Annotated in this window: 23 protein-coding genes; 16 read left to right on the top strand and 7 right to left on the bottom strand. The window is 72.3% G+C overall.

From position 1 onward, the window contains the following. Window positions 1-13 precede the first annotated feature (13 nt). The 4 genes from MKK69_RS03325 to MKK69_RS03310 are packed head-to-tail and all read left to right on the top strand — an operon-like array spanning window position 14 to window position 6,208. Complete coding sequence (locus MKK69_RS03325; protein WP_243965436.1) at window positions 14-1,804, top strand: IucA/IucC family protein; 1,791 nt, start codon at window positions 14-16, stop codon at window positions 1,802-1,804. Next, window positions 1,801-2,997, top strand: coding sequence for a GNAT family N-acetyltransferase (locus MKK69_RS03320; RefSeq protein ID WP_243965435.1), 1,197 nt, complete (start codon window positions 1,801-1,803; stop codon window positions 2,995-2,997). The genes MKK69_RS03325 and MKK69_RS03320 overlap by 4 nt, the downstream gene beginning before the upstream one ends. Further along, complete coding sequence (locus tag MKK69_RS03315; protein WP_243965434.1) at window positions 2,994-4,850, top strand: IucA/IucC family protein; 1,857 nt, start codon at window positions 2,994-2,996, stop codon at window positions 4,848-4,850. The genes MKK69_RS03320 and MKK69_RS03315 overlap by 4 nt, the downstream gene beginning before the upstream one ends. Beyond that, window positions 4,847-6,208, top strand: a complete 1,362-nt coding sequence (locus tag MKK69_RS03310; RefSeq protein WP_243965432.1) for a lysine N(6)-hydroxylase/L-ornithine N(5)-oxygenase family protein — start codon at window positions 4,847-4,849, stop codon at window positions 6,206-6,208. The genes MKK69_RS03315 and MKK69_RS03310 overlap by 4 nt, the downstream gene beginning before the upstream one ends. Window positions 6,209-6,551: 343 nt before the next feature. On the opposite strand, the gene MKK69_RS03305 is transcribed toward MKK69_RS03310, so the two are convergent. Then, window positions 6,552-7,112: a L,D-transpeptidase gene (locus MKK69_RS03305; protein WP_243965431.1), complete on the bottom strand. Its 561-nt coding sequence runs from the start codon at window positions 7,110-7,112 to the stop codon at window positions 6,552-6,554. 219 nt (window positions 7,113-7,331) lie between these two features. Between MKK69_RS03305 and MKK69_RS03300 the strand changes: the two genes are divergently transcribed. The 4 genes from MKK69_RS03300 to MKK69_RS03285 all read left to right on the top strand — a co-directional run bounded on the left by MKK69_RS03300 (window position 7,332) and on the right by MKK69_RS03285 (window position 14,104). Further along, on the top strand, window positions 7,332-7,742 hold the full coding sequence (locus MKK69_RS03300; protein ID WP_243965430.1) for a hypothetical protein: 411 nt from the start codon (window positions 7,332-7,334) through the stop codon (window positions 7,740-7,742). 155 nt (window positions 7,743-7,897) lie between these two features. After that, window positions 7,898-9,190 carry an efflux RND transporter periplasmic adaptor subunit gene (locus MKK69_RS03295; protein ID WP_243965428.1) on the top strand — a complete coding sequence of 431 codons (1,293 nt, stop codon included), beginning with the start codon at window positions 7,898-7,900 and terminating at the stop codon, window positions 9,188-9,190. Window positions 9,191-9,208: 18 nt separating this feature from the next. Then, window positions 9,209-12,361, top strand: coding sequence for a multidrug efflux RND transporter permease subunit (locus MKK69_RS03290; protein WP_243965426.1), 3,153 nt, complete (start codon window positions 9,209-9,211; stop codon window positions 12,359-12,361). An 816-nt stretch (window positions 12,362-13,177) separates the two neighbouring features. Beyond that, window positions 13,178-14,104: a dihydrodipicolinate synthase family protein gene (locus tag MKK69_RS03285; protein ID WP_243965424.1), complete on the top strand. Its 927-nt coding sequence runs from the start codon at window positions 13,178-13,180 to the stop codon at window positions 14,102-14,104. A 416-nt stretch (window positions 14,105-14,520) separates the two neighbouring features. Here the strand turns inward: MKK69_RS03285 and MKK69_RS03280 are convergent, their stop codons facing one another. Further along, window positions 14,521-15,750: a pyridoxal phosphate-dependent aminotransferase gene (locus tag MKK69_RS03280; protein ID WP_243965423.1), complete on the bottom strand. Its 1,230-nt coding sequence runs from the start codon at window positions 15,748-15,750 to the stop codon at window positions 14,521-14,523. 245 nt (window positions 15,751-15,995) lie between these two features. Here MKK69_RS03280 and MKK69_RS03275 point away from each other — a divergent pair, with 245 nt between their 5' ends. Genes MKK69_RS03275 through MKK69_RS03260 form a run of 4 tightly spaced genes read left to right on the top strand, consistent with a single transcriptional unit; the run spans window position 15,996 to window position 19,174 of the window. Beyond that, window positions 15,996-17,414 (top strand): cytochrome ubiquinol oxidase subunit I, encoded by a 1,419-nt coding sequence (locus tag MKK69_RS03275; protein WP_243965422.1) that lies wholly within the window; start codon window positions 15,996-15,998, stop codon window positions 17,412-17,414. Between the two features lie 7 nt (window positions 17,415-17,421). Further along, complete coding sequence (cydB, locus tag MKK69_RS03270; RefSeq protein ID WP_243965421.1) at window positions 17,422-18,429, top strand: cytochrome d ubiquinol oxidase subunit II; 1,008 nt, start codon at window positions 17,422-17,424, stop codon at window positions 18,427-18,429. Then, window positions 18,429-18,551: a DUF2474 family protein gene (locus tag MKK69_RS03265; RefSeq protein WP_243965419.1), complete on the top strand. Its 123-nt coding sequence runs from the start codon at window positions 18,429-18,431 to the stop codon at window positions 18,549-18,551. Before cydB ends, MKK69_RS03265 begins: the two co-directional genes overlap by 1 nt. Before the next feature lie 56 nt (window positions 18,552-18,607). After that, window positions 18,608-19,174, top strand: coding sequence for a GbsR/MarR family transcriptional regulator (locus tag MKK69_RS03260; RefSeq protein WP_243965418.1), 567 nt, complete (start codon window positions 18,608-18,610; stop codon window positions 19,172-19,174). A gap of 30 nt (window positions 19,175-19,204) precedes the next feature. Here MKK69_RS03260 and MKK69_RS03255 read toward each other — a convergent pair whose 3' ends face one another. Beyond that, window positions 19,205-19,873, bottom strand: a complete 669-nt coding sequence (locus MKK69_RS03255; RefSeq protein WP_243965417.1) for a GntR family transcriptional regulator — start codon at window positions 19,871-19,873, stop codon at window positions 19,205-19,207. 353 nt (window positions 19,874-20,226) lie between these two features. Then, on the bottom strand, window positions 20,227-21,183 hold the full coding sequence (locus MKK69_RS03250; RefSeq protein WP_243965416.1) for a LysR family transcriptional regulator: 957 nt from the start codon (window positions 21,181-21,183) through the stop codon (window positions 20,227-20,229). A 120-nt stretch (window positions 21,184-21,303) separates the two neighbouring features. Between MKK69_RS03250 and MKK69_RS03245 the strand changes: the two genes are divergently transcribed. From MKK69_RS03245 to MKK69_RS03230, 4 genes are all read left to right on the top strand, one after another. Beyond that, window positions 21,304-22,227, top strand: coding sequence for a VOC family protein (locus tag MKK69_RS03245; RefSeq protein ID WP_243965414.1), 924 nt, complete (start codon window positions 21,304-21,306; stop codon window positions 22,225-22,227). A gap of 60 nt (window positions 22,228-22,287) precedes the next feature. Beyond that, window positions 22,288-22,920, top strand: a complete 633-nt coding sequence (locus MKK69_RS03240) for an alpha/beta hydrolase (protein ID WP_243965411.1) — start codon at window positions 22,288-22,290, stop codon at window positions 22,918-22,920. Between the two features lie 38 nt (window positions 22,921-22,958). After that, window positions 22,959-23,390 (top strand): DoxX family protein, encoded by a 432-nt coding sequence (locus tag MKK69_RS03235; protein WP_243965410.1) that lies wholly within the window; start codon window positions 22,959-22,961, stop codon window positions 23,388-23,390. Window positions 23,391-23,526: 136 nt separating this feature from the next. Further along, window positions 23,527-24,504: a Gfo/Idh/MocA family protein gene (locus MKK69_RS03230; RefSeq protein WP_243965409.1), complete on the top strand. Its 978-nt coding sequence runs from the start codon at window positions 23,527-23,529 to the stop codon at window positions 24,502-24,504. Window positions 24,505-24,514: 10 nt separating this feature from the next. Here the strand turns inward: MKK69_RS03230 and MKK69_RS03225 are convergent, their stop codons facing one another. From MKK69_RS03225 to argJ, 3 genes are read right to left on the bottom strand one after another with little or no spacing between them, the layout of a single operon-like run. Then, the gene (locus MKK69_RS03225; protein WP_243965407.1) at window positions 24,515-24,943 is read right to left on the bottom strand and encodes a (deoxy)nucleoside triphosphate pyrophosphohydrolase; all 429 of its coding nucleotides are present in this window, start codon (window positions 24,941-24,943) and stop codon (window positions 24,515-24,517) included. Next, window positions 24,940-25,653: an SIMPL domain-containing protein gene (locus tag MKK69_RS03220; protein ID WP_243965405.1), complete on the bottom strand. Its 714-nt coding sequence runs from the start codon at window positions 25,651-25,653 to the stop codon at window positions 24,940-24,942. Before MKK69_RS03220 ends, MKK69_RS03225 begins: the two co-directional genes overlap by 4 nt. Next, the gene (gene argJ, locus MKK69_RS03215) at window positions 25,650-26,900 is read right to left on the bottom strand and encodes a bifunctional glutamate N-acetyltransferase/amino-acid acetyltransferase ArgJ (RefSeq protein ID WP_243965403.1); all 1,251 of its coding nucleotides are present in this window, start codon (window positions 26,898-26,900) and stop codon (window positions 25,650-25,652) included. The genes MKK69_RS03220 and argJ overlap by 4 nt, the downstream gene beginning before the upstream one ends. Window positions 26,901-26,913: the final 13 nt, after the last annotated feature.

The raw sequence follows: 26,913 nt of genomic DNA, 5'->3' as shown, positions 1-26,913 counted from the left end.
TCCGAGCATCTGCTTGGCCGACGTTGCTTGCGAGATCTCGGCGCGCGGCTTCCTGAACAGCCTTCTGCGGGAGTGGACGGGCTGGTCGCTCGCCCCGGCCGCCGAGGCGGAGATGGAGGCCGGCCCCGGCGATGGGCGGCTGCGCATCCCGCTGCCGAGCCGCGGCTCCGTGGTGGAGATCGCGGTCGTTCACCGCTCCTCGGTCGGCCTGCACGTGTTCCGTCTCCCGTTCCGGGAGCACCGCGCCGGCGCGCCCGCCCGGATCATGGCCTTCGCGGAATTCGCCGCGGCGGTCGCCCACGAGCCGGCCATCGTCGGCCCGGAGGCGGCGCGGGCCGCGCCGGCCTTCCTGGGCCGGGTCTTCCAGAGCCTGTCCGCCATCGAGGACGCGCTCGCCCGCGCCCCCGCGCCCGGCCTCGGCCTGCATGCCGACCCGAGCTTCCAGGAGGCCGAGCGGGCCCTGCGCTTCGGCCATGCGGTGCACCCGACCCCGCGCAGCCGGGACGGGTTCACGCCCGAGGATGCGCGCACCTTCGCGCCCGAATACGGACGGGGCTTTCCCCTGCGCTGGTGGTCGGCCGCGCCCGACGCGATCGTGCAGGGCACCTCGCGGGCGGAGACCGCGGCGGATCTCAGCGCCGGCCTGGCCGCGGAGGATCCCGCCCTCGACCGGCGGATCCCGGCGGCGGCGGAGGGCCGCGTCCTCCTGCCGATGCATCCCTGGCAGGCGGCCCGGCTCACCCTCGATCCGGCGGTCGACGCCCTATTCCGGTCAAGCCAACTGATCGACCACGGGTCCGGCGGCAGCCCGTGGTTCGCCACGACCTCCTTGCGCAGCCTCTATGCGCCGCACGCGCGCGTCATGCTGAAGCATTCGCTGAGCCTCCGGCTCACCAACTCCCTGCGCCTGATCAAGCCGGTCGAGTGCGCGCGCGGCCTCGCGGTCGACGCGCTGCTGCAGGGGTCGGTCGGGGCGGCGATCGCCGCGCGCTGGCCGCGTTTCCACATCCTCGGCGAGCCGGGCTACCTCGCCCTGCGCGGCGCCGACGGCGCGGTGCTGCCGCAGACGATCGTCGCGCTGCGCGACAACCCCTTCCGCGGATCGGGGCAGCGCCCGGCGGCGGTCCTGGCCGCCCTGTGCGAGATCGATCCGGACGGCCGGGGCAGCGCGCTCGCCGACACGATCCTGCGCATCGCCGAGCGGGAGGGCGGCGGCGCGCAGGGGGCCGAGACCGTGGCCCTGCGCTGGTTCGGAAGCTTCCTCGACCTCGTGGTCGGGCCGCTCCTCGGCATGCAATGCGCGTTCGGCCTGCTGTTCGGCGCGCACCAGCAGAACCTCGTCCTCGGCCTCGACGACGGCTGGCCGGCCGAGGCCTTCTTCCGCGACTGCCAGGGCACGGGCTTCGTGCGCGAATTCCTGCCCGTCCTGGCCGAGGCCGCGCCGGGGCTCGACCTCGGATCCGGCCACCGCTTCACCGCCGCGGAGGCCGCACGGATCATGGCCTATTACCTCATCGTCAACAGCGTCTTCGCGGTGATCGGCGCGATCGCCATCGCGGGACTGGCGCGCGAGGCCGTGCTCATCCGGCAGCTGCGCCGCTTCGTCGAGGCGCTGGCCGGGACGGATCTCCCCGACAAGACCTGCCTGCGCCTCCTGCTCGACGCTCCCACCCTCGGGAGCAAGGGCAACTTCATGATCTGCTTCCGCAACATCAACGAGAACACGGACGTGACCGATCCCCTGGCGCACTATGCCGGCCTGCCCAACCCGCTCGCCGTCGCCCCCGCGGAGGTCCGCCCATGACCCTGCGCGCCCGCGCCGACAGCTTCGTCGGCATCCCCCTCGACGGCTGGACGGGAACGAGCCGGCACTGGCCTGTCGCCGGCGAGAGTCTCACGGTGGAGAGCCTGCCCCGCGACGCCCACACCGCCCGGCTCCAGGCGATGCGCAACGGCGCGACGGTCGCCGAGGCGGAGCTGCGCAGGCCGGCCGGCGCCGACACGGCGATCCTGGACATCCTGCACCCGGACGGCCGGCATCCCGGCGAGACCGCGATCGTGGCCGCCCTGGTCGAGGCCGCGTTCCAGCGCTGCCCGGACGTGCCGCGCCTGCGCGTCGCCGGTCTCGGGGGCGCCCCGGCGCTGCTCGCCCTGGAGTCGTTCCCGATCGCACCGCAATCGGGAACGACTCCAGGCCTTTGTTGTGACGCGCTCTCTTGCGCCGAGCCGGCGTCCACCTCGGCGGAGAGCGCTCGAGCCGGCGAGACTCACTCCAAGCCGGGCGCCGCGCCCGACGCGCTGATCGAGCGTGCGCAGTTCCACCAGCTCCCCCTGCTCTGGCTGAGCCCGGGGACGCGGGCCGCCTACCCGCTTACCCGGTCGCGCGTCGGGCCGCAGGACCGCCTTCCGCCCCTGCGGCCGCCCCAACCGAACGGCACGCTGTACCGGCGCTGGCTGCCCCATCTCGGCACGACCCTGTCGTTCCGCTCCATCGACCGGCGGCGCGACCTCCCGCTGTTCCACGAATGGATGAACCAGCCCCGGGTCGCCTACTACTGGGAGTTGGCACAGGGCGCGGCGGAGCTCGACCGCTACCTCGCCGACCAGGAGGCCGACCCGCACCTGTTCGGGGTGATCGGCAGCTTCGACGACGTGCCGGTCGGCTATTTCGAGTTCTACTGGGCCAAGGAGGACCGGCTCGGGCCCTATTACGACGCGGAGGATTTCGACCGCGGCTGGCACGGGCTCATCGGCAACGCCGCCCATCTCGGCCGGCCGAAGACGCTGGCGTGGTTCAAGGCCGTGACCCACTACCTGTTCCTGGACGAGCCCCGCACCCGGCGGATCATGGGCGAGCCGCGGGCCTCGCACCGCAAGATGCTGAGCTACTGCGCGGACGCGGCCTACGAGACGCTCAAGGAATTCGACTTCCCCCACAAGCGCGCGGCCCTCGTCTGCTGCGAGCGCGAACGCTTCTTCCGCGCGGTGACCCTGTGAGCGCCGGACCGCTGCCGGGGGGCGGCCCGGTGACCGCGCCGCTCTGGCTCGACCTGAACCGCGCGCTCATCGCCAAGACCATCGCCGAACTCGCCTTCGAGGAGGCGCTCGCGCCCGAGCCGACGGATCGCGACGGGACGCAGTGGCTGCTGCGCCTCGACGACGGGGTCGCCTACCGCTTCCGGGCCGAGCGCCGGATCTGGGGCAATCTCGCGATCGATCCCGCAAGCCTGGTCCGCGTCGCCGGCGATCGCGCCGGCCCGGCCGGCGACGCCGCCGGCTTCCTGGTCGACGCGAGCCGGGTGCTGGCAATCGCGCCCGCGACGCTCTGCACCTACATCGCCGAGCTGATGAGCACCCTGACGGCCGATGCCCGGATCGCGGCGATCGCCCGGGATAGGGCGGGGCCGGCGCTCCTGGCCCTGAGCGACAGGATCCTGCAGGCCTATCTCGACGGCCACCCCAAGGCACCGGCGAGCAAGGGCCGGATCGGCTGGGGGCTTTCCGATTTCGAGGCCTATGCGCCGGAATTCCAGCCGGAGATCCGGCTGTTCTGGGTCGCGGCCGACCGGGCCGCCTGCCGCTTCGACCGCGAGCCCGGCCTTGCGGAGGACGATCTCCTCGCCGACGCCCTCGACGAGCCCGAGCGGTCCCGCCTGAAGGCGACCTGTCGCGCGCGCGGCGTCGATCCGGCGCGGTTCCTGCTGATGCCGGTCCATCCCTGGCAGTGGCAGAACCGGATCGCCCTCCATTTTGCGGGCGAGATCGCGGCCGGGCGCCTCGTCCCGCTCGGGACCTTCGGCCGGGCCTACACGCCCCTACAATCCCTGCGCACCCTGGCGTGCGCAGACTCCGGCGGCCGCCTCGACGTGAAGCTCGCGCTGACGATCCTCAACACCTCCGCGTGGCGGGGCGTGCCCGGCCAGTACATGGCGATCGGGCCGGCCTTCTCGGCTTGGCTCGCCGACACGGCCGCCCACGATCCCGCGCTCGCCGGCACCGTGATCCTGCGGGAGCGGGCCGGCGCCTTCTACCCGCACCCCGTCTACGAGCGGATCGCCGACGCCCCCTACCAGTATCGCGAGATGCTGGGCGTGATCTGGCGCGACGGCGTCGAGGGCCGGCTCGAACCCGGCACCTCCGCCCTGATGATGGGTGCGCTCCTGAAGGCGGACGCGCAGGGCCATCCCCTCGTCGGCACCCTGGTCGCCCGCTCGGGCCTCGGCGCCGAGGCGTGGCTGGAGCGGCTCTTCGACCACGTGGCGGTGCCGCTCTACCACTTCCTCTGCCGCTACGGTGTCGGCTTCATCGCCCACGGCCAGAACGTCACCCTGATCCTGCGGGACGGCGTGCCCTGCGGCGTGGCGCTCAAGGATTTCCAGGGCGATGCCGACCTCGTCGACCAGGATTTCCCGGAGAGCCGCGACCTGCCGGCGGGCGTGCGGGAGACGCTGCTGCGCCGCCCGGCCGCCCATCTCCTGCAGCATCTCCAGACCGGCCATTTCGCGAGCCTGCTGCGCTTCGTCTCGGACGCGCTGCTGCGCGACCAGGGCGTGCCGGAGATCGCCTTCTACGGCGCGCTGGCGCGGGCCCTGCGCGGCTACCAGTCCCGGCATCCCGAACTGGCCGACCGCTTCCGCCTGTTCGATCTGTTCGCGCCGACCGTGCCGCGGGTCTGCATCAACCGCGTCCGCCTCGCCCTCGGCTACGGCGATTCGAACCTGCGGCCGGTGCCGCGGCTCGGCAGCGACCTGATCAACCCCCTCCACCGCGCAGACATCGCCGCGACGGCTCAGGCGACACCTGGGGCCGCCTCCCGGACAGGCTCCCAGGCAGGGCTTCTCGCATCATGACGGACCACCCGCTCGATCTGGCCGGCATCGGAATCGGCCCCTTCAACCTGAGCCTCGCGGCGCAGCTCGACGCGGTCGCGGACATCGACGCACGGTTCTTCGACCGGGCCCCGGCCTTCGACTGGCATCCCGGCATGATGCTGCCGGAGGTCGCGCTCCAGACCTCCTGCCTCAAGGATCTCGTCACGGCGGTGAACCCGACGAGCCCCTGGAGCTTCATGGCCTATCTGGTGGCGCAGAAGCGCTTCTATGAGTTCCTCAACGCCGACTTCGGGGCGGTGCCGCGGCAGGAATTCGCGCGCTACCTCGCCTGGGTGGCGGCCCGGCTCCCGAGCCTGCGCTTCGGCACGGCGATCCACGAGGTCCGCTTCGCGGCGGACGGGTTCCGCCTGCGCGGCGATGGCGGGACGGTCCGGGCGCGCACCATCGCCGTCGGCGTCGGCCTGCAGCCGAACCTGCCGGCCTTCGCGGGCAAGCTCGACCCGCGCGATCACGTCCACAGCGCCCAGGCCGCCTCATGCCTCGACCGCACCGCCGGCCGGCGGGTCGCGGTGATCGGCGGCGGCCAGAGCGGCGCCGAGATCGTCCTGACCCTGCTGAACCGAAGCCGGGACGCGCCGGCCTCCGTGGACTGGATCAGCCGTCGCCCGAACTTCCAGCCGATCGACGCGACGCCGTTCACCAACGAGCTGTTCACGCCCGGCTATGTCGAACGCTTCCACGCCCTCCCGGAGGCGCGCCGCCGCTCGACCGTGGCGCACCAGAAGCTCGCGGGCGACGGCATCTCGCCCGCGACCCTGCAGGCCCTCTACCAGCGCCTCTACACCGTGCGGCATCTCGCCGGGCACGCTTCCGACGCGCCGGTCGCGGCGCGCCTGATGCCGCATCGCGAGGTCATGGACGTCGAGCGGGCGGGCGGATCCTACCGCCTCCTGATGCGCAACGGCTTCGACGGGCGCATCGATGTCGTCCAGGCCGACATCGTGATCCTGGCGACCGGCTACCGCTTCGCGCTGCCGCCCTGCCTCGACCCGCTGCGCGACCGTCTCAGGCTCGACGCGACCGGGCGCCCGCAGATCGGTCCCGACTTCGCCGCGGCCTGGGATGGGCCGGCGCGGAACCGCGTCTTCGTGCTCAATGGCGGCCTGATCAGCCACGGCATCGCGGAGCCGCAGCTCAGCCTGATGGCCTGGCGAAGCGCCGTCATCGTCAACGCCGTGGCGGGGCGCGCCGTCTTCGAGACGGACCTGCCGCCATCGCCCATAACCTGGTCGAGCGCCGAGTGCGGACGACCCGCCCACGACGGTGGCGGACGCCTGGACGCCGCCGAATCGCTCTCCCCGTTCGAGATGGTGTGAGGACCCTCGCGGAGATCCGGAGCGTCCCGTCGAAGGCTCGCGAACCCGTTTCGTGGGGTCTTTGGAGCAGGAAGGATGCCACGGGCGATGTGGAGGATGGCCGACACAGCCGCCCATGGCGATGGTGCCGGAGCCCCCGCGGGCCGTCCGCTGGCCCGGTCGTGAACGGGCGCCTGAACCTCACGCTTGGACAAAGCGGGTTCGATGCCGGGCGCGAGGAGCCCCCTCACGCATGCGGGATCGGAACGCGGTGATCGGGCTGGCCTGGACGCGCGCCGATAACCTTCGCGCGGCCAAGCCGACACACCACCCGCTCCTGCCGGCAAACGTCCCGCTCGCGGACTCAGTCCCGCACCACCACCTTGGTGCCGACCCGGACGCGGTCGTAGAGATCGACCACGTCCTTGTTGGTCATGCGGATGCAGCCCGAGGAGACCGCAGCGCCCATCGTGTCGGGCTCGTTCGAGCCGTGGATCCGGTAGAGCGAGGAGCCGAGATAGAGGGCGCGGGCGCCCAGCGGGTTGTCCTGTCCGCCGGCCATGAAGCGCGGCAGGTCCGGGCGGCGGGCCAGCATCTGCTGCGGCGGGCGCCAGGCCGGCCATTCCTTCTTCATGGTCACGGTCTTGGTGCCGGACCAGGAGAACCCCTGCCGGCCGACGCCGACGCCGTAGCGGATCGCCTCGCTGTTCCCGAGGATGTAATAGAGCCGGCGCTGGCGGGTCGAGACCACGATCGTGCCGGGCTTCTCGGTGCTGTTCCAGCCGATCGTCTCCCGCGGGATCGCCTGGCTGCGGAAGACGTTGAGGAAATCCGCGAGCGGCCCGCTGTCCAGCGGGTTGGCGGAGGCGGGGGCGCTCGCGAGCAGAAGCCCCGCGATCCCGAGCAGCGCGATCCGTCTCGACATGGTGTCAGGTCCTCTCCGGCCGGTTCTTGCCGATGGCGTCGGTCGTCGCGGCGGTGCCGCGACCCTGCGGCGAGCCGGCCCGGACTTCGCGGCGAGGGTGAGGCCGGCCGGGGGGAGGGGATGAATCCGGGGCGCCGTGTGGGCTTCGGGCAACACCGACCGCATGGCGCGGCGCCGTGGGTGATTGCGCCGGGGGACGGCCATGCTTATCTCGGATCCGTGATCCGATCCGCCGCCCTCCTGGCCCGCCGTGTCGCGGGCCTGCCGGACCGCCTCGCCCGGGGCTTCGCCGTGCTGGCGCTGCTCGTCCTGGCGGCGGCCGGCGCCACGGCATCCGTGCCCGCCCAGGCCGTGACGGTCGCGGGCCCGGCCTGCGCCGTCGAGAGCCCGCGGATGGCGGTCCTGTCGGGTGCGCAGGATGCGGCCCAGGAGGCCGAGCGGTCGGCCTTCGACCGCACCGATCTCCGCCCCGCCGACAGCGAGATCCTCACCGAACTGGGCCTTCCCCGCGCGCCGGTCGAGGCGCCGCGGCCCCGTCACACCCTGTCCGCAGCGTTCGCCTACAGGTCCGACACCGTGCCGGCCGCCGTGCCGCACGGCTCGCCGCACCGGCCGCCCCGGTCGGCCTGACGCGCGCCCGGCCGTGACGGCCGGCTGGAACGCGCACCTCTCCCGATCCCTGTCCGGCCGGCCCGTGGGCCGGTCCGAGATCCGACCCGTCGATGCGCGGCTTTCTGCGTCGCGTAAGCCTCATCAGACGCATGCTTCCAGGAGCGTCGGTAGCCGTGACCCGCACTCTGTCCGCCAGAACCCTGTCCGTTATCCGGGCGCCGCGCCGCGCGACCGCAGCTTTGCCCGCGGCGCTGCTCCTGCTCGCCCTCGGGGCCTGCAATCCGAAGCAGGCCGCCGCGCCGACGCCCCCCGTGCCGGAGGTCGGCTTCGTGACGGTGACGCCGCAGGCGATCCCTTATCTGCGCGACCTGCCCGGACGCGTCGCCCCGATGCGCATCGCCGAGGTCCGCTCGCGGGTGTCCGGCCTCGTGGTCAAGCGCCTGTTCGAGCAGGGCAGCCAGGTCAAGGAGGGCGACATCCTCTACAAGATCGACCCGGCCCCCTTCCAGGTCGATCTGGCCAGCGCGGAAGCCGTGCTGGCCCGCCACGAGGCCGCCCTGGTGCTCGCCCGGCAGCAGGCCGACCGGCTCGAGCAGTTGCTGTCCCGCGCCACCGCCAGCCAGGCCCAGTACGACGCCGCCTTCGCGGGCAAGAAGCAGGCGGAGGCCGAGGTCGCCGGCGCCAAGGCGGCCCGGGACCGGGCGCAGCTCAACCTCGGCTGGACCGACGTGCGCGCCCCGATCACCGGCCGGATCGGCCGGGCGCTGCTCACCGAGGGCACCCTGATCGAGCCGGGCTCGACGGGGGCGCTGGCCACGATCCAGCAGCTCGACCCGATCTACGTCGACATCACCCAGTCGGTGGGCGAATTGAACCGCCTGCGCCGGGATCTGGCCAGCGGCGAGCTCGCCCGGCTGGAGGAGAACACCGCCAACGTCCACCTGATCATGGACGACAATTCCCTCTACCCCCTGGCGGGCCGCCTGCTGTTCTCGGACGTCACCGCCGATCCGAGCACCGGCCAGGTGACCCTGCGGGTGCAGTTCCCCAACCCGCATGACGAGCTGTTCCCGGGCATGTACGTGCGGGCCCGGATCAAGCAGGGCATCGATTCCGACGCCATCGCGGTGCCCCAGCAGGCGATCCAGCGCACCGAGGACGGCCGCGCCGAGGTCTGGGTGGTGCGCGCCGACGACACGGTGATGCGCCAGCCCGTCGAGGTCGGGCCGGTGGTCGGCCAGAACTGGCTGATCCGCGAGGGGCTCAAGGGCGGCGAGAAGGTCGTGATCGACGGCGTCCAGAAGATCACCGCGGGGGCGACGGTGAAGCCCCTGGATCAGACCCCGGCCCATGGCGAGGCCGGCCCGAGGCACGATGCCGACGAGGCCCCGGACGCTCCGGGCGCCAAGAATGCGGGCGACCCGGCGGAGGCCGCGCAGCGGGCGGCCGCCGCCCAGCGTCACTGACCGCGGAAGAACCCGATCATGGCACGCTTCTTCATCGACCGCCCGGTCTTCGCCTGGGTGGTGGCCCTGTTCATCTGCCTCGGCGGGGCGCTGGCCATCCCGAACCTGCCGGTGGCGCAGTATCCGGTGATCGCCCCGCCCTCCATCGCCCTGTCGACGGCCTATCCCGGGGCCTCGGTGGAGAGCCTCTACATTGGCACGACCCGGCTGATCGAGGACGAGCTGAACGGCGCGGCCAACATCATGAACTTCGAGTCGACCACCGACTCGTTCGGCTCGGTCAACATCACCGCGACCTTCCAGCCCGGCACCGATCCGGCGCTGGCCTCCGTCGAGGTGCAGAACCGCCTGAAGCGCGTGGAGGCGCGCCTGCCCGCGGAGGTGCGCCAGCAGGGCATCCTGGTCGAGGAGGCCTCGGCCGCGACGCTCAACATCATCACCCTCGTCTCCACGGACGGGTCGATGGACGAGATCGGGCTCGGCGATTTCATGAATCGCACGATCATCAACGAGATCCGGCGCATCCCCGGGGTCGGGCGCGCGACGCTCTACTCCACCGAGCGCTCGCTGCGGGTCTGGGTCGATCCCGACAAGCTGCGCGGCCTCTCGCTCAGCGCCTCGGACGTGACCGACGCGATCCGCAACCAGAACGTCCAGGTCGCCTCCGGCTCGGTCGGCGCGCAGCCGAGCCCGATCAAGCAGGCCGTGACCGTGCCGATCATCGTGAAGGGCCAGCTCGGCACGATCGAGGAGTTCGGCGCCGTTGTGCTGCGGGCCAATCCCGACGGCTCCAACGTGCGCCTGCGCGACGTCGCCCGGATCGAGCTCGGCGGCGACGCCTACCAGTTCTCGACGCGGCTGAACGGCGGCCCGGCCGCCGGCATCTCGGTGACGCTCGCCCCCGACGGCAACGCCCTGGAGACCGCCAAGGCGATCCGCGCCAAGATGGTCGAGCTGTCCCAGTTCTTCCCGCCGGACCTGAAGTGGGACATCCCCTACGACATCACCCCGGCGGTGGAGGCCTCCATCGAGAAGGTGCTGCACACCCTGGTCGAGGCGGTGGTGCTGGTCTTCCTGGTGATGTTCCTGTTCCTGCAGAACATCCGCTACACCCTGATCCCCACCATCGTGGTGCCGATCGCCCTGATGGGCACGGTCACGGTGATGTGGATCGCGGGCTTCTCGGTGAACGTGCTGACCATGTTCGGCATGGTGCTGGCCATCGGCATCCTGGTCGACGACGCCATCGTGGTGGTGGAGAACGTCGAGCGGATCATGAACGCGGAGGGGCTGCCCCCCAAGGAGGCCACCAAGAAGGCCATGGAGCAGATCACCGGGGCGATCATCGGCATCACCCTGGTGCTGATGGCCGTGTTCATCCCGATGGCGTTCTTCCCGGGCTCGGTGGGCATCATCTACCGGCAGTTCTCGATCGCCATGGTGACCTCCATCGCGTTCTCGGCGCTGCTCGCCCTGTCGCTGACGCCGGCCCTCTGCGCGACCTTCCTGAAGCCGGTGGCCCGGGGCCACGGCCACGCGAAGGGCGGCGTGTTCGGGCTGTTCAACCGCTTCGTCGACCGGGAGACCGCTCGCTACGGCCGCGGCACCCAGGCGTTCATCCGGAAATCCGGCCGGGTGATGCTGGTCTACCTCGCCCTGGTGGCGGGCACCGCCTACGCCTTCGTCAACCTGCCCGAGGGCTTCCTGCCGGTGGAGGACCAGGGCTTCTTCACGGTGGACATCCAGGCGCCGCCGGGGGCCTCCTACAACCGCACCCAGGAGGCCAACCGCCGGGTCGAGGAGCACCTGCTGGCGCAGCCCGGCGTCGCCACCGTGACGATGCTCAACGGCTTCTCGTTCTCCGGCCAGGCGCCGAGCACCAGCCAGGCCTTCGTCACCCTCAAGCCCTGGGGCGAGCGCGACGCGAAGAACACGGCCGCCGCCCTGGTCGCCGGCACCAACGCGGCGCTCGCCAGCTACCGCGACGCCACCGTGGACGCCCAGGAGCCGCCGCCGGTGGACAACCTCGGCAACGCCGCGGGCTTCTCGTTCCGCCTCCAGGACCGGGCCAACCGCGGCTACGCATCCCTGCTCTCGGCCCAGGCGCAGCTCCTGAAGCTCGCGCAGGCGAGCCCGGTCCTCCAGAAGGTCAAGATCGAGGGCCTGCCCCCGACCCCGCAGGCGGAGCTGGTGATCGACCGCGAGAAGGCGGCGGCGCTCGGCGTGAAGTTCGAGGACATCAACGCCACGATCCAGCTCAACCTCGGCTCGGTCTACCCCAACGACTTCCCCAACCGGGGCAAGATGCAGCGGGTCTACGTCCAGGCCGAGCAACTCCAGCGCATGAACGCGTCCGACATCCTCAACTACGCGGTGAAGAACGCTGGCGGAACGATGGTGCCGATGTCGTCCTTCGCGGAGCTGAAATGGGGCATGGGGCCGAGCCAGATCGTCGGCTTCAACGGCTATCAGTCGGTGCGCTTCACCGGTGAGCCGAACCCCGGCTACACGTCGGGCGACGCGATCACCAAGATGGAGCGGCTGATGCTCCAATTGCCCAAGGGGTTCGGCTACGCCTGGACCGGGCAATCCTACCAGGAGAAGCAGGCGGGCAGCCAGGCGAGCCTGCTGCTGGCGCTGTCGGTGCTGATCGTGTTCCTGTGCCTCGCCGCGCTCTACGAGAGCTGGGCGATCCCGGTCTCGGTGCTGCTGGTGATCCCGCTCGGCGTGATCGGCGCGGTGGCGGCGGTGTCCTTACGCGGCATGCCCAACGACGTCTACTTCAAGATCGGGCTGATCACGATCATCGGCCTCTCGGCCAAGAACGCGATCCTGATCGTCGAGTTCGCACGCGACCTCTGGAAGCCCGGGACCTCCGTGGTGCGGGCGGCGATCGAGGCGGCGACCCTCCGGTTCCGGCCGATCGTGATGACCTCGCTCGCCTTCATCTTCGGCGTGGTGCCGCTGGCCATCGCCACCGGCGCCGCCTCGAAGAGCCAGCAGGCGATCGGCACCGGCGTGATGGGCGGCATGATCACCGCGACCGTGCTGGCGGTGTTCTTCGTGCCGGTGTTCTTCGTCGTGGTGATGCGGGTCTTCCGCCGCGGGGCTGTCGCGGAGGGCGAGCGGGCGGAGGCGCGGCCCGAGCCGGCGCGGGTGGCGGCCGAGTGAGGCCGCCTGCCTCTCGGCTTCACCTGGCGGCCACCCGCGCGTCCTCCCCCTCTGGAGCCCCCCCGGATTCGCGCGACGTTTGGCCTGGCCGGGACTCTGGCACCACGTTCCGCGGCCTGGGAGCGGCGCGATCCGGCGCGCATGACGGTGGGGCCGGCTTTTCCGTAGCCGTCTGTCCCGACGTCTCAGCGGCGCGGGTCCGCGGCCTCGCCCCGCAGCGTCCGGACGAAGCGCCGGGCGCGCGGGTCGGCCGGCCGAACGGGGCGGCGGGCGGTCCCTGCGCCACGATCGCGCCCGCTTCGAGGAAGGCCACCCCGTCCGGCGCCGCGCCCGGGGTATCGGCCGGGCGCAGGGTTTTCCAACGCGCCGCGGGTTGCCCGCGGATCCGGCCTCCCGGTCCTGGCGGCGGCCCGGCATCCCGCTGTGCCGTGGGCGGATCCGGATCCACGCCCGGTGCAAATCCTTGACCGGCTGGTGTTTCCCGAGGCGCAGTTCCGCTTCTCGACCCTGGGGGGGACGGGGTCGATGATCAGGCGTTGATCAAACAGTCCAGTTCACGGGCGGGGATAAGATTTTTCCCCGCGATCTTTGATGATCCCCGCGGATCAAGGCTTGCGGCGGCTGCCCAGGCTCGGCGCAAACACAGCGCGGCTTTTGTCGAGCCGGCGCCGGAGCGGCTGTTGATCTTGGATGATCCTTCGGCACAGTGCCGGCGTGGCGCCGATCCGGGGACGCGTCCCTGTCCCCTGGCCGGCGCGGAACGGCATTGTCTGTGACGGACCGGGGCGCGTTGCCCGCCTCGGCGGAGGATCGCGCATGAGCTCGACGGCCCAGATCTACCGGGGTGTCTTCCCGGTCGCCCCCACGGTGTTCGACGCGGCGGGCGCCCTCGACCTCGACGGGCAGCGCCGGGCGATCGACTTCATGATCGACGCCGGCAGCCACGGGATCTGCATCCTGGCGAATTTTTCCGAGCAGTTCGTCCTCACCGACGCCGAGCGCGAGACCGTGATGGACGCGGTGCTCGACCATGTGGCCGGCCGGGTGCCGGTGATCGTGACGACCACGCACTTCGCCACGCAGGTCTGTGTCGAGCGCTCCCGCCGGGCTGAGGCAGCCGGGGCCGCCATGGTGATGGTCATGCCGCCCTATCACGGGGCCACGATCCGGGTGCCGGACCTCGGCGTCTACGACTTCTTCCGCGGGGTCTCGGACGCGATCTCGATCCCGATCATGATCCAGGACGCGCCGGTGGCCGGCACGCCGCTCCCGGCCGCGTTCCTGGCGCGGATGGCCCGGGAGATCGCGAACGTCGCCTATTTCAAGATCGAGACCGCGGGCGCCGCGGCCAAGCTGCGCGAGCTGATCGCGCTCGGCGGCGACGCCGTGGTCGGCCCCTGGGACGGCGAGGAGGCGATCACCCTGATGGCCGACCTCGATGCCGGCGCCACCGGGGCGATGACCGGCGGCGCCTACCCGGACGGCATCCGCCAGATCACCGACGCCTACACGGCGGGGCGCCGGACCGACGCCCTGGACGCCTACGCGCGCTGGCTGCCGCTGATCAACTACGAGAACCGGCAATGCGGGCTGCTCGCCTGCAAGGCGCTGATGGCCGAGGGCGGCGTGATCGCCCACGAGACCGCCCGCCTGCCGCTCCAGCCGCTGCACCCGGCGACCCGGGCCGGCCTGATCGAACTGGCGCGGCGCAACGATGCGCTGGTGCTGCGCTGGGGGCGGTGAGGTTGATCGACGGAGGGGACTGTCTGAACCCCGCGCTCTTTCCGTCCACTGTGAGCCTGCGACAGTCTCTCCTCCCCTGGCGATTCCGGGCTTGCCCGGGATCGCTCGAGCTTGCGGGGAGGCGTTGGAGGTGGGGGTGGTGCAGGATTGAGTTCGGCGGTGCCTTCTGAGCCACCCCCACCCCTAACCCCTCCCCGCAAGGGGGAGGGGAAAAGCGCCCTTTTTTCCAGAGTGTCGGTGTCAGACTGAGACGTGTGAAGCCGCTAGCCCACAGAGGGGGAGGGCGCGCGCCGTCGCTGGCGAAGCCTTACTTCTCAGCAGCGAAAATCCGGATCTCGATCCCGGATCCGGTCGCTCGCGAGCGGGGCGGGGGGATTCCCGCTTGAGCATCGGAGCTGAAGTGCCGGTTGCCGCGATCAGTGTGAGGCCCCCGCCGAACTCCGGCCCAACACCCCCGACAGCCGCGCCACCGCCTCCCGCGCCAGCCCCGGGCTGATGGCGAAGCAGATCCGCACCAGGCCCTCGCCCTCCGGCCCGAAGGCGGTGCCGGGCGCCACCCCGACCTTCGCCTCCCGCAGCAGGCGGAACGCAAGCGCGAGGCTCGGCTCGCCGCCGGCGATCCGGGCCATGAGGTAGAAGGCGCCGTCCGGCGGGGCGACCGTCACGCCCGGCAGCCGGGAGAGACCCTCCACCAGGATCGCCCGGGCCTCGGCGCAGCGGTCGACCATGGTGCGGATGAAGCCGTCGCCCTCGTCCAAGGCCGCGATGCAGGCGTGCTGGACGAAGGTCGGGATCGAGGTCGTGCTGTATTGCCCGAGCTTGGCGAAGGTCGGCGCCAGGCCGCGGGGAAAGATCAGCCAGCCGGCCCGCCAACCGGTCATCGCCCAGTTCTTCGAGAAGGTGTTGGTCACGATCAGCCGGTCGTCCTCGGTGCAGATCTGCAGGAAGGACGGGGCGATCCGGTTGCCGTAGGTGAAATGCGCGTAGACCTCGTCCGACAGGATCCACAGGCCGCGCGCCCGGGCGAGGTCGCGCAAAGCCGTCATCTCGGCGAGCGGCATGGTCCAGCCGGTGGGGTTCGAGGGCGAGTTGATCATGATCACCCGGGTGCGCGGCGTCAGCGCCGCCGCGATATCGGCGAGCGGCAGCGAGAAGCGCCCGTCCGGCCCGATCCGGTAGGGCACTGGCACCGGCACCCCGCCGGTGATGCGGACCGCCTCGGCGAGGTTCGGCCAGGCGGGGGCGGGGATGAGGATCTCGTCGCCCGGCTCCAGCAGCGCCTGGGCCGCCTGCATGATCGCGTTCATGCCGCCGGCCGTGACGGCGAACCGGTCGGGCGGGATCTCCACCCCCCAGTGGCGGGCGTGATAGGCGCCGAGCGCCGCCCGCAGGGCCGGCAGGCCGAGGGACGTGGTGTAGCGGGTATGCCCGGCCAGCATCGCCCGGTGGGCCGCCTCGACGATGAAGGGCGGCGTCGCCAGGTCGCCCTCGCCGATCCACAGCTTCACCACCTCCGGATCGTCCCGCCCGCGATCCGCCACAAGGCCGATCTGGCTCGTGCCGATGCCGCGGATGCGCTCCGACAGCGCGGCGGCGAGGTCGAGGGAGGGGGCAGGATCGAGGGACGCGGCTGCGGGTTCGGCCATGGGGCGCGGCTACTCTCGGGGTGTCCGGGCGGGGCCGATCGCGGCGCGGCGGCGGGCGCCGTGCCTGCGCGGTCCCGGTCTCTGGGGGATTCGGCGCAAACCTGCCGCGTCCGGGCCCGCGCGTCCAGGCCCTGCGGGACGGGCTGCCCGGCATGGGCGTCGCGGCGGCCGGCGCATTATCGACTTTTCAGAAATTACTGAAATTGCTATAAGCCGAGTCGCAGATCCCGCACGGGAGACCCGTCGTGCTCGCCAACCTCGATCCCCTGATCCTCGCCCGCATGCAATTCGGGTTCACGGTGGCGTTCCACATCGTGTTCCCGGCCTTCTCGATCGGGCTGGCGAGCTTCCTCGCCGTGCTGGAGGGCCTGTTTCTCGCCACCGGACGGCAGGTCTACATGGACCTGTTCAAGTACTGGATTAAGATCTTCGCCATCGCGTTCGCCATGGGCGTCGTCTCCGGCCTGGTGATGTCCTACCAGTTCGGCACCAATTGGTCGGTTTTCTCCGACAAGACCGGCCCGGTGCTCGGCCCGATGATGGCCTACGAGGTGCTCTCGGCCTTCTTCCTGGAGGCGGGCTTCCTCGGGGTGATGCTGTTCGGGATGCGCAAGGTCGGGCCGCGGCTCCACTACGCCGCGACGCTGATGGTGGCGTTCGGGACCTTCTTCTCGGCGTTCTGGATCCTGTCGGTGAATTCCTGGATGCAGACGCCGGCCGGCTACGGCACCAACGCCGAGGGGCAGTTCGTGCCGCTGGACTGGTGGGCGATCGTGTTCAACCCGTCCTTCCCGTACCGCCTCGTGCACATGGTGCTGGCGGCCTACCTGACCACCGCCCTGGTGGTCGGCGCGGTCGGCGCCTGGCACCTGCTGCGCGACCGGGCCAACCCGGCCGCCCGGACGATGTTCTCGATGGCGATGTGGATGGCCGCCCTGGTGGCGCCGGTCCAGATTTTTGCGGGCGACGCCCACGGGCTCAACACCCTGGAGCACCAGCCCGCCAAGGTCATGGCCATGGAGGGCCATTACCAGAGCCATCCGGACGGGGCGCCCCTGGTGCTGTTCGGCCTGCCCGACCAGGAGGCCGGCACGGTCCGCTACGCCGTGGAGATCCCGAAGCTGTCCTCGCTCGTGCTGAAGCACAGCCTCGACGCGCCGCTGGCCGGCCTCGACAGCCTGCCCCGGACGGACTGGCCGCCGGTGCCGATCGTGTTCTGGTCGTTCCGCATCATGGTCGGGCTCGGCCTGCTGATGCTGCTCCTCGGCGCGCTCAGCCTGCTCGCCCGCTGGCGCGGGGCGCTCTACCGGTGGCGCCCGCTGCACCGCTTCGCGGTGGCCATGGGCCCCGCCGGCTTCGTGGCGGTGCTCGCCGGCTGGATCACCACCGAGGTCGGGCGCCAGCCCTACACGGTCTACGGCCTGCTGCGGACCGCGCAATCCGCCTCGCCGCTCCACGCCCCGGCGGTGGCCGCCTCGCTCACCGCCTTCGTGGTGATCTACTTCTCCGTGTTCGCCATGGGGGTGCTCTACATCCTGCGCCTGATGGCCCAGCCGCCGCATGCGGGCGAATCCGGGATCGAGCCCGGCGCGCCGATCCGGACGGCGGGCATCACCCCCGCCCCGTCGGTCGATCCCGACCGCCACCTCCAGCCGGCCGCGTGAGGCAGCCATGCTCGACAGCGTCGATCTCACCGTGGTCTGGGCGTTCGTGATCGCCTTCGCGGTCTTCGCCTACATCGTCATGGACGGCTTCGATCTCGGCATCGGCATCCTGTTCCCGACCCTGCGTCCGGGGCCGGAGCGCGACACCGCGATGAACTCGGTCGCCCCGGTCTGGGACGGCAACGAGACCTGGCTGGTGCTGGGCGGCGGGGGGCTGTTCGCGGCCTTCCCGCTGGCCTACGCGGTGATCCTGCCGGCGCTCTACGCGCCGATCATCGCGATGCTGCTCGGGCTGATCTTTCGCGGCGTCGCCTTCGAGTTCCGCTGGCGCGATCCCCGTCACCGGGCCGCCTGGGATATCGCCTTCACGGGCGGTTCCGTGGTGGCGGCCCTGGCGCAGGGGATCGCGCTGGGGGCGCTGCTCCAGGGCATCGCGGTCGAGGGCCGGGCCTATGCCGGCGGCTGGTGGGACTGGCTGACCCCGTTCAGCCTGCTGGTCGGCGTCAGCCTCGTGGTGGCCTACGCGCTGCTCGGGGCGACCTGGCTGGTGATGCGCACGGACGGGCTGCTCCAGCTCCAGGCGCGCCGCCTCGCCCTGCGGCTGACCGTGGCCACGGTGGCGGCCATCGCGCTCGTCAGCGCCGCGACGCCGTTCCTGCAGGGCCGCTACTTCGAGCGCTGGCTGGCGATGCCGAACGTGCTGCTCGCCGCGCAGGTGCCGCTGCTCGTGGCGCTCGCCGCCGTCGCCCTGTGGCGGACCCTGCGGGCCGGGGGCGAGCGGGCCCCGTTCCTGATCGCGCTCGGCCTATTCGCCCTGTCGTTCCTGGGGCTGGGGATCAGCATCTTCCCCGACGTGGTGCCGGGGCGGATCACCATCTGGCAGGCCGCCGCCCCCGCGGCCAGCCAGATCTTCCTGCTGGTCGGCGCCGCGGTACTGGTCCCGATCATCCTGATCTACACCGCGTATTCCTACTGGGTGTTCCGCGGCAAGGTCGACGCGCACGGGTATCACTGATGGCCCCCGCAACCCCGCTCCCGCTCTGGAAGCGCCTCGCCTGGTTCGCGGCGATCTGGGCCGGAAGCATCGTCGGCCTCGGCTGCGTCGCGACGCTCCTCCGCCTCTGGCTGAAGAGCTGATAAGCCGCCAACACCCCCGGCTTTCCCGGGGGCCCACCGTTCGACGGATCGCCCCCTTGCAGCTTCCTCCCCTGGTCCAGACCTTCGTGCTGCATTTCGGCGAGATGGGCTCGCGCTGGGGCATCAACCGGACGGTGGGGCAGATCTACGCCCTGCTGTTCGTGGCCGAGCGGCCGCTCAACGCCGACGCGATCGTCGAGCGGCTCGGCCTCTCCCGCTCCAACGTCAGCATGGGCCTCAAGGAGCTGCAGGCCTGGAACCTCGTCCGTCTCCAGCACGTGCCCGGGGACAGGCGGGACTACTTCGCCACCCCCGAGGATCTCTGGCAGATCGTCCGCACCCTGGTCGAGGAGCGCAAGAAGCGGGAGATCGACCCGACACTGACCCTGCTGCGCGAGTTGCTGATGCAGGAGGCCGGGACCGACGCGGAGCGTCACGCCCAGGCACGGCTCGGCGAGATGCACGACCTGTTCGAGCTCTTCGCCGGCTGGTACGCCGACGTGCGCCGCCTGGACACCGAGCGCTTGGTCCAGCTCCTCACCCTCGGCGCGAAGGTCCAGAAGGTGCTGGCGATGAAGGATCGGCTGACCCGCCTCGGCGGCCGGGCCGACAAGCAGGGCTGATCCCCCGTGACGGGGCCGGCGCGGCCGCGCTCAGGAGCGGGCCAGCCCGTCCCGGTAGATCGCCACGAGGCAGACCCCGACGGTCTCGATGTGGGCCCGCAGGACCTCCACCGCCTCGTCGACCCTGCCCGCCTCGCACAGGCGGAGGATCAGCGTGTGTTCCTGTTCGGCGCGGGCGACATCCCCGGTCGCCGACAGCTGAAGGCAGGTCGGACGGTCGCAATCCTGCAGCAGGCGCGACACGATATCCAGCGAGCGCGGGCGGCCCGCATGCCGCAGGAGGTCGAAGTGGAAGCGCCGGTTCAGTTCGCCCCAGCGGAACACCTCGCCCCGTTTCAGGGCGTCGCTGTACGTCTTCGACAGGGCGTAAAGATCCTGAAAATCCTCCGCCGTCAGGCGCGGCGCCGAGAGCACCAGCAGGTCCGGTTCCAGCTGGGCGCGCAGCTTGAAGATGTCCTCCACCTCCGCGAGGGAGAGGCTCACCACTACCGCCCCGCGATGCGGCACGATCTTGACCAGATTGACCGCCTCGAGCTGCAGGAGCGCCTCCCGGATCGGGATCCGGCTGATCCCGAACTCCTCGGCCAGGGCATCCTGACGAAGCTGAAGACCCGGGCGCAGCTCCCCGTTCAGGATCCGCCGCCGCAGCGAATCCGCCACGGCCGCCGACACCGTCTTATGCTGCAGCCGTTCGGGCACATGGCGTTCGGGGACCGCTGTCAACGTCGAAGCCTCGGCGTGAGGGTAGATACGCAGATATAGCATCCCGAAAGGCCGGAGTCTTTTCGCTGCGGCCTGAAATCTAGTCCTCGCGCATGTCGGGTTTCATCGCGAGATGAATTCGATATTCTGAGATTACTCCCCTTTTGTCGAACAGTTCTTTCGGCTCTTGAATCGTCTCTCCGCGTGATCGCGCGCGTCGTTGGGCCTCTTCACAGGGGGCGTCACCGGAATTTAATATACAACACCGTGCCGCGCGCTCGCGTGCCGGATCCGAAACCTGTCCACCGCCGGCGTGGAGCCCACAGGCGGGCGTGCTGAATTGCCGGACGTCAGTTTGGATCCGGGGTGCGGATGTCCCGCTGCTCCGCGGGATGGTGCGGATCCGCCCAGGGCGCATGGGCGAGGCGCTGGCCGAGGAACGCCAGCAGGGCGGTCACGCGCGCGGGGCGGGGGTCGCCGGGGGGCGTCACCAGATGCAGGGCGATCGGGGGCGGTGACCAGTCGGGCAGGACCCGCTCCAGGCGTCCGGCCTCGAGGTCGTCCCAGATCATGAAATCCGGCTGCAGGGCGAGGCCGAGGCCGGCCCGGAGCGCCGGCGCCAGCGCCTCGGCGTTGTTCGCCCGCAGGGGGCCGCCGGGCACGACCACCGCCTCCGTGCCGGCCGCATCCCTGAACCGCCAGCGGTCGGGGGTCGGCAGGTAGGCGTAGCCGAGGCAGGTGTGGCGGGCGAGATCGTCCGGATGCTGCGGGCGGCCGTGCCGGTCGAGATAGGCGGGCGTGGCCACCAGGGAGCGGCGGATCCCGCAGAGCCGGCGGGCGCGCAGGGAGGAATCCGGCAGCGCCGCGATGCGCAGGCCGATGTCGAACCCGCCACCCACGAGATCGACGACCGCGTCGGAGAGGTGCAGGTCCACCGCGACGGCCGGGTGCTCCCGGAGAAAATCCGGCAGCAGCGCCGCCACGTGCATCACCCCGAATGTCATCGGCGCGGCGAGCCGCACCAGACCGCGCGGCTCCGCGGCGCCCGCGCTGGCCAGCGCCTCGGCCGCCTCGCCCTCCGCCAGGATCCGCGCCGCGCTCGCCTTGGCGGCCTGCCCCGCCTCGGTGAGGGCGAGCTTGCGCGACGTGCGGTTGAACAGCCGGGCCCCGATCCGGACTTCCAGCCGGCCGACCGCCTTGGAGACCGTGCCCTTCGAGAGGCCGAGATCCGCGGCGGCCCGGCCGAAGGAGCCGGTCTCCACCACCTTGGCGAACACCGCCCAGGCCTCGAAATCGGGGAGCCGCATGGGTCAATTCCGGAAACGATGGGTTTCCATCGTTTCGGTTTTCCGGACAGACGGCAAGGGGCATAGTGCCGTCATCGCGAACGCGCCGCGCCCCTGCGGCGCCCGCCAGGAGACAGCGCCATGGTTCAGGCCGGCCTCCACCACGTCACGGCCTTCTCCGGGCCGGCCCTGCGCAACCTCGACTTCCACACCCGCGTGCTCGGGCTGCGGCTGGTCAAGAAGACCGTCAACTTCGACGATCCGGGCACCTACCACCTTTATTACGGCGACGCGGCCGGGCGCCCCGGCACGATCCTGACCTTCTTCCCGGTCGAGCGCGCCGCGCCCGGCCGGGTCGGGGTCGGGGAGGCCCAGGAGACCGCCTTCCGGATCCCCCGGGCCTCCATCGGCTGGTGGACCCATCGCCTGATCGAGAAGGGCGTCGCCCACGAGCCGCTGGTCCAGGTCTTCGGCGCGCCGACCCTGCGCTTCCGCGATCCGGACGGCATGCTGCTCGCCCTCGTGGGTGTCGACGGCGACGACACGGCCGGGTGGGCCTCGGGCGAGGTGCCGGCCGAGCACGCGATCCGCGGCCTGCACGGGGTGACGCTGCTCCTCGACGCGGCCGCGCCGACGGCCGCGATCCTCACGGAGGTGCTGGGCCTCGCCGAGGCCGGCCGCGAGGGCAACCTGATCCGCTTCGCGGGCAGCGCCGCGATCGGCGGCTTCGTGACCCTGCGGGCCGTCGGGGGCTTCCTCCCCGGCCGGCCGGGCGCCGGCTCGGTCCACCACATCGCGTTCCGGGCGGCGGACGATGCCGCCCAGGCCGCGATGGGCGCGGCGCTCGCCGCCCGGGGCCTCCAGGTCACCGAGCAGCGCGACCGCCAGTATTTCCGCTCGATCTACTTCCGCGAGCCCGGCGGCGTGCTGTTCGAGATCGCCACGGACGCGCCCGGCTTCGCGGTCGACGAGCCGGTCGAGGCCCTGGGCCAGGCCCTGAAGCTGCCCGCCGGGCTGGAGCCGCACCGGGCCGCCATCGAGGCGGTGCTGCCCAAGGTCGCCTGAACCCCGATCCCGCCCCGCGCCCGCGGGGCGGGACCCCCAACGCATCGCCAGGAGCTTGCCATGACCCGGGACGCCCTCGGTTTCGTCCATTGCTTCGAGCCCGGCGCGGAGGCCGCGCGCCCGCTGCTGCTGCTCCACGGGACCGGCGGCGACGAGCGCGATCTCCTGCCCCTCGGCCGGGCGGTCGCGCCGGACGCCGCGCGCCTCGCCCCGCGCGGCCCGGTCCTCGAGAACGGCATGCCGCGCTTCTTCCGGCGCCTCGCGGAGGGGGTGTTCGACGAGGCGGACCTGCGCCGCCGCACCGGCGACCTCGCCGCCTTCGTGGCCGAGGCCCGGGCGCGCTACGGTCTCGGCGCGCCCCTGGCGCTGGGCTTCTCCAACGGCGCCAACATCGCGGCCGCGCTCCTGATGCTGCGGCCGGAGGCCCTGGCCGGCGCCGTGCTGATCCGCCCGATGGTGCCCTTCGCCGAGCCCCCCGCGTCCGATCTCGCGGGCCGGCCGGTCCTGATCCTCTCCGGGGCGATGGACCCGATCGTGCCGGTGGAGAATGCCCGCCGCCTCGCGGCGCAGCTCGCCGCATCCGGCGCGCGCGTCGAGCACCGGGTCCTGCCCGCCGGCCACGGCCTGTCGCAGGCCGAGATCGGCCTCACGGCGGACTGGATCCACGACCGCGCACACCCGCAAGCGGCCTGAGCCGCCTAGCCCCCCACCGCACAGGACGGACTGGTCCCATGGCCGCCTCGATCTCCCCCGCACCGGCCGCCGCCGGCCCCGCATTCGCAACCCTGCTGCCGGTCACCGGCCGGGTCCTGATGAGCGCGATCTTCCTGGTGAGCGGGGCCGGCAAGCTCGCCGCCCCCGCCGCGACGCGCGCCGCCATCGCGGCCGCCGGCCTGCCGCTGCCCCCGATCTCCTACGGGGCGGCGACGCTGGTGGAGATCGGCGGCGGGCTGCTGCTGATCGCCGGGTACCGGACCCGCCTCGTCGCCCTCGTCCTCGCCGTCTTCGCGGTCGCCACCGCCGTGACCTTCCACGCGGCCCTCAGTGACCAGAACCAGATGTTCCACTTCCTGAAGAACCTCGCCATGGCCGGCGGGCTGCTTCAGGTGGCGGCCTTCGGCGCGGGCCCGTTCAGCCTCGACGCCCGCCGGGGCCGGGCCTGACCCCGCCCGCGTCCCCGGGGGCGGCCCGGCTGGCCTTTATCCAGGGTTGAGGAAGCCGGCGGCCTTTCCCGTGCCATTCCGGATCCGTAAAGGCGGCGGGTCGCGCCGCCCGGCCGTCCGCCACACGGGAATCCCCATGCCGACCACCGACGCCACGCTCGCCCTGGGGATCATCGGCGCGGGGATCATGGGTGAGCGCCTGCTCGGCGCCATCCATGGGGCCCCGGACGCGCCCGTCCGGGTCGCGGCGATCTGGGACCCGGCCCCGGAGGCCCTGGCCCGGATCGGGGCGGCGTTCCCGGCTGTGCCGCGCGTCGCCGACGCCGCCGCCGTCGTGGCGGCGGGCGCCTGCGTCTACGTCGCCTCGCCGCCGGCCTCCCATCTCGGCCACGCCCGGGCGGCGCTGGCGGCCGGGCGGAGCGTCTTCTGCGAGAAGCCGCTCGCCATCGATCTCACCGAGGCCCGCGCCTTCGTGGCGGAAGCCGGCAGCGCCGGCGCGGTCAACTTCCCGTTCGCCTCGTCGCCCGGCGTGGCAACGCTCGAGCGCTGGATCGGCGCGGGCGTGGTCGGGACGCCGCGGCGGCTCGCCATCGCGGTGGAATTCGCCCGCTGGCCGCGTCCCTGGCAGGCCGATGCGGCGCGCTGGCTCGACGCCCGGGCGGAGGGCGGCTTCACCCGCGAGGTGGTCTCGCACTTCCTGTTCCTCGCCCGCCGCCTGCTCGGCCCCCTGAGCGGGATCCGCGGCCGGGTCGACCTCCCGGAGGCCGGCCGGTCCGAGCGGGCGATCGCCGTGACGCTCACGGCGGGGGCGGTCCCCGTGACCCTGACCGGGCGGGTCGGCGGCACCGAGGCCGACGATCACAACACCTGGACGCTGGAGGGCGATGCCGGCGCCGTCCGGCTGCGGGACTGGGCCATCGCCGAGCGCCGGGCGCCGGACGGGCGCTTCGCGCCGGAGCCCGACGCGATCCCCAACGCGCGGCTGCGCCCGATCACCCTGCGGCGCCAGCTCGCGGGCGTCGTCCGGATGGCGCGGGGCGAGCCCCACGCCCTCGCCACCTTCGCGGAGGCCCTCGACGTGCAGGAGGCGGTCGAGACGATCCTGGCCCTGTGAGGGGGCGCCCTCAGACCTCCAGCAGATCGATCAGGAACGGGATTAGCGGCGCGTCCGCGGGCGGCATCGCCAGATCGCGCAGCGCCTTCGGCCGGACCCATTTCAGCGCCTGCCCCTCCATCGGGCGCGGCGTGCCCGTCCAGCGTCGGCAAACGTAGAGCGGCATCAGGAGGTGGAAGTCCGGATAGGCGTGGCTGGCGAAGGTCAGGGGCGCGAGACACGGCTCCTCGACCCGGATGCCGAGCTCCTCGGACAGTTCCCGGATCAGGGTCGCCTCCGGCCGCTCGCCGGGCTCGACCTTGCCGCCGGGGAATTCCCACAATCCGGCGAGCTGCTTGCCCGCCGGGCGCTCGCTCACCAGCACGCGGCCGTCGACGTCGACGAGGGCCACCGCGACCACCAGGAGCAGGCGCAGGGCGGCATTCCCGGGGGCGCTCACGGCGCCACCGCGAAGGTGGCCGCGACCTCGGAGGACATCTGGATCGTGCCGGCCTCGATCGGGACGCGCGGCCCCTTCGCGGGCATCGGCGCCGCCAGGGCGCGGCTCGCGAGCGGGTAGGGCGCGCCGCCCGCGGGCGCCAGCGTGCAGAGCGGGCCGAGCCGGGTGCCGAGGGCGTCGGCGAGGGCCGCGGCCCGGCTGCGGGCGTCCCGGGCCGCGGCGACCTGGAGGGCGGCCTCGACCGTGTCGGGATCGCGCAGGCCGAAGCTCACGCCGTCGATCCGGTTCGCCCCGGCGTCGAGGGCCTGGCGCAGCAGGTCGCCGAGCCGGTCCATGGCGGCGAGGCGGACCCTCACGAGGTTGCCGGCCCTGTAGCCGTCGGGCTCCTCGGTGACGCCGCCCCCCGGCCGGGTCACCGACCGGGTCGCCGCCTGCAGGGTGACGGCGGCGGTGCCGAGATCGGCCGGCGGGACGCCGAGGGCGCGGGCCTGCGCCGTGACGCCCGCCACCGCCTTCGACGCCGCGTCGAGGGCCGCCGCCGCATTGGCGCCGCGCGCCTCGATGCCGACCGTCACCTCGGCGAAGTCCGGGGCCCGCGCGTCCGCGGCGCGGCCGACCACGCTGATGTGGCGGGTGCAGTCCGCATCGTCCGCGTGCGCCCGGGCGGCCAGCGCGACGACCAGGACGGCGCCGGATAGGACAGCCCTCACGAGCGGTAATCCCCGTTGATCTCGATGTAGCCCTTGGTCAGGTCGCAGGTCCACACGCGCGCCTGACCGTCGCCCAGGCCCAGATCGACCCGGATCCCGATCTCGGCCTCGCGCATCACGGCGCTGGCGGCGGCCTCGCTGTAATCCGGGTCGCGGGCACCCTGGACGGCCACGCGCACGTCGCCGAACCAGATCGCCAGCCGGTCCCGGTCGGCGGGCTCGCCGGCCTTGCCCACCGCCATCACCACCCGGCCCCAATTGGCGTCCTCGCCCGCCACCGCGGTCTTCACCAGCGGCGAGTTGGCGATCGATAGGGCGATGCGGTGCGCGGAGGCATCGCCCTCGGCGCCCGTGACCCGGACGGTGACGAATTTGCGCGCACCCTCGCCGTCCTTGGCGACGAGCTGCGCCAGCTCGATCAGCAGGCTCTCCAGCGCCTCCCGGAAGCCGGCGAGCCGCGGGTCGGCCGGGTCGGAGATCCCGGCATGGCCGGCTTTGCCGGTCGCGAACAGCATCAGGGTGTCGGAGGTGGAGGTGTCGCCGTCCACCGTCACGCAGTTGAAGCTGGTCCGCGCCCCCGCGGACAGCAGCGGCTGGAGCACCCCCTGGGGCAGGGCGGCGTCCGTGAAGACGAAGGCCAGCATCGTCGCCATGTCGGGGGCGATCATGCCGGCGCCCTTGGCGATGCCGTTGATCGTCACCGGCACGCCGTCGATCGTGGCGGTCCGGGTCGCGCGCTTCGGGAAGGTGTCGGTGGTCATGATCGCCTGCGCCGCCTCGGCCCAGGCGGCGGACCCGTCCGTGGCCCGGACGGCGCAATCGGCCAGCACACCCTCGAAGCGCTCGGCCGGCAGCGGCTCGCCGATCACGCCGGTCGAGGCGACGTAGACCTCGCGCGGGCCGCAGGACGCCGCCTGCGCGGCGATCTCCACGGTGCGCGCCACCGCCTCCCGGCCGAGTCGGCCGGTGAAGGCGTTGGCGTTGCCGGAATTGACCACCAGCGCCCGTGCGGCGCCGTCCGCCAGGGCCTCCCGGCACCAATCCACCGGCGCCGAGGGGCATTTCGACCGGGTGAACACGCCGGCCGCCCGGGTCCCGGCCTCGAGGGCCACGTAGAGCACGTCGGTGCGGCCGCTGTAGCGGATCCCGGCCTGGGCGGTGGCGATTCGCACCCCCGGCAGGGGTGGCAGATCCGGCATCGTGGCGGGCGCCAGGGGGGAGACGGGCGGGGATTTCGCGGACGACATCGGCTCGGGCTCC

The organism is Methylobacterium sp. J-026, from assembly GCF_022829585.1.
GTDB lineage: Bacteria > Pseudomonadota > Alphaproteobacteria > Rhizobiales > Beijerinckiaceae > Methylobacterium.
Note: the sequence above shows the minus strand (reverse complement) of the source record. Positions and strands in the feature narration are given on the sequence as shown.

What these genes read in the sequence shown, in the direction of transcription:
- MKK69_RS03320 (WP_243965435.1), top strand. Translation starts at nt 1,801, where the DNA reads ATGACCCTGCGCGCCCGCGCCGACAGCTTCGTCGGCATCCCCCTCGAC.
- MKK69_RS03235 (WP_243965410.1), top strand. Translation starts at nt 22,959, where the DNA reads ATGGCCGCCTCGATCTCCCCCGCACCGGCCGCCGCCGGCCCCGCATTC.
- MKK69_RS03310 (WP_243965432.1), top strand. Translation starts at nt 4,847, where the DNA reads ATGACGGACCACCCGCTCGATCTGGCCGGCATCGGAATCGGCCCCTTC.
- MKK69_RS03285 (WP_243965424.1), top strand. Translation starts at nt 13,178, where the DNA reads ATGAGCTCGACGGCCCAGATCTACCGGGGTGTCTTCCCGGTCGCCCCC.
- MKK69_RS03250 (WP_243965416.1), bottom strand. Translation starts at nt 21,183, where the DNA reads ATGCGGCTCCCCGATTTCGAGGCCTGGGCGGTGTTCGCCAAGGTGGTG.
- MKK69_RS03305 (WP_243965431.1), bottom strand. Translation starts at nt 7,112, where the DNA reads ATGTCGAGACGGATCGCGCTGCTCGGGATCGCGGGGCTTCTGCTCGCG.
- cydB (WP_243965421.1), top strand. Translation starts at nt 17,422, where the DNA reads ATGCTCGACAGCGTCGATCTCACCGTGGTCTGGGCGTTCGTGATCGCC.
- MKK69_RS03280 (WP_243965423.1), bottom strand. Translation starts at nt 15,750, where the DNA reads ATGGCCGAACCCGCAGCCGCGTCCCTCGATCCTGCCCCCTCCCTCGAC.
- MKK69_RS03230 (WP_243965409.1), top strand. Translation starts at nt 23,527, where the DNA reads ATGCCGACCACCGACGCCACGCTCGCCCTGGGGATCATCGGCGCGGGG.
- argJ (WP_243965403.1), bottom strand. Translation starts at nt 26,900, where the DNA reads ATGTCGTCCGCGAAATCCCCGCCCGTCTCCCCCCTGGCGCCCGCCACG.
- MKK69_RS03290 (WP_243965426.1), top strand. Translation starts at nt 9,209, where the DNA reads ATGGCACGCTTCTTCATCGACCGCCCGGTCTTCGCCTGGGTGGTGGCC.
- MKK69_RS03245 (WP_243965414.1), top strand. Translation starts at nt 21,304, where the DNA reads ATGGTTCAGGCCGGCCTCCACCACGTCACGGCCTTCTCCGGGCCGGCC.
- MKK69_RS03265 (WP_243965419.1), top strand. Translation starts at nt 18,429, where the DNA reads ATGGCCCCCGCAACCCCGCTCCCGCTCTGGAAGCGCCTCGCCTGGTTC.
- MKK69_RS03240 (WP_243965411.1), top strand. Translation starts at nt 22,288, where the DNA reads ATGACCCGGGACGCCCTCGGTTTCGTCCATTGCTTCGAGCCCGGCGCG.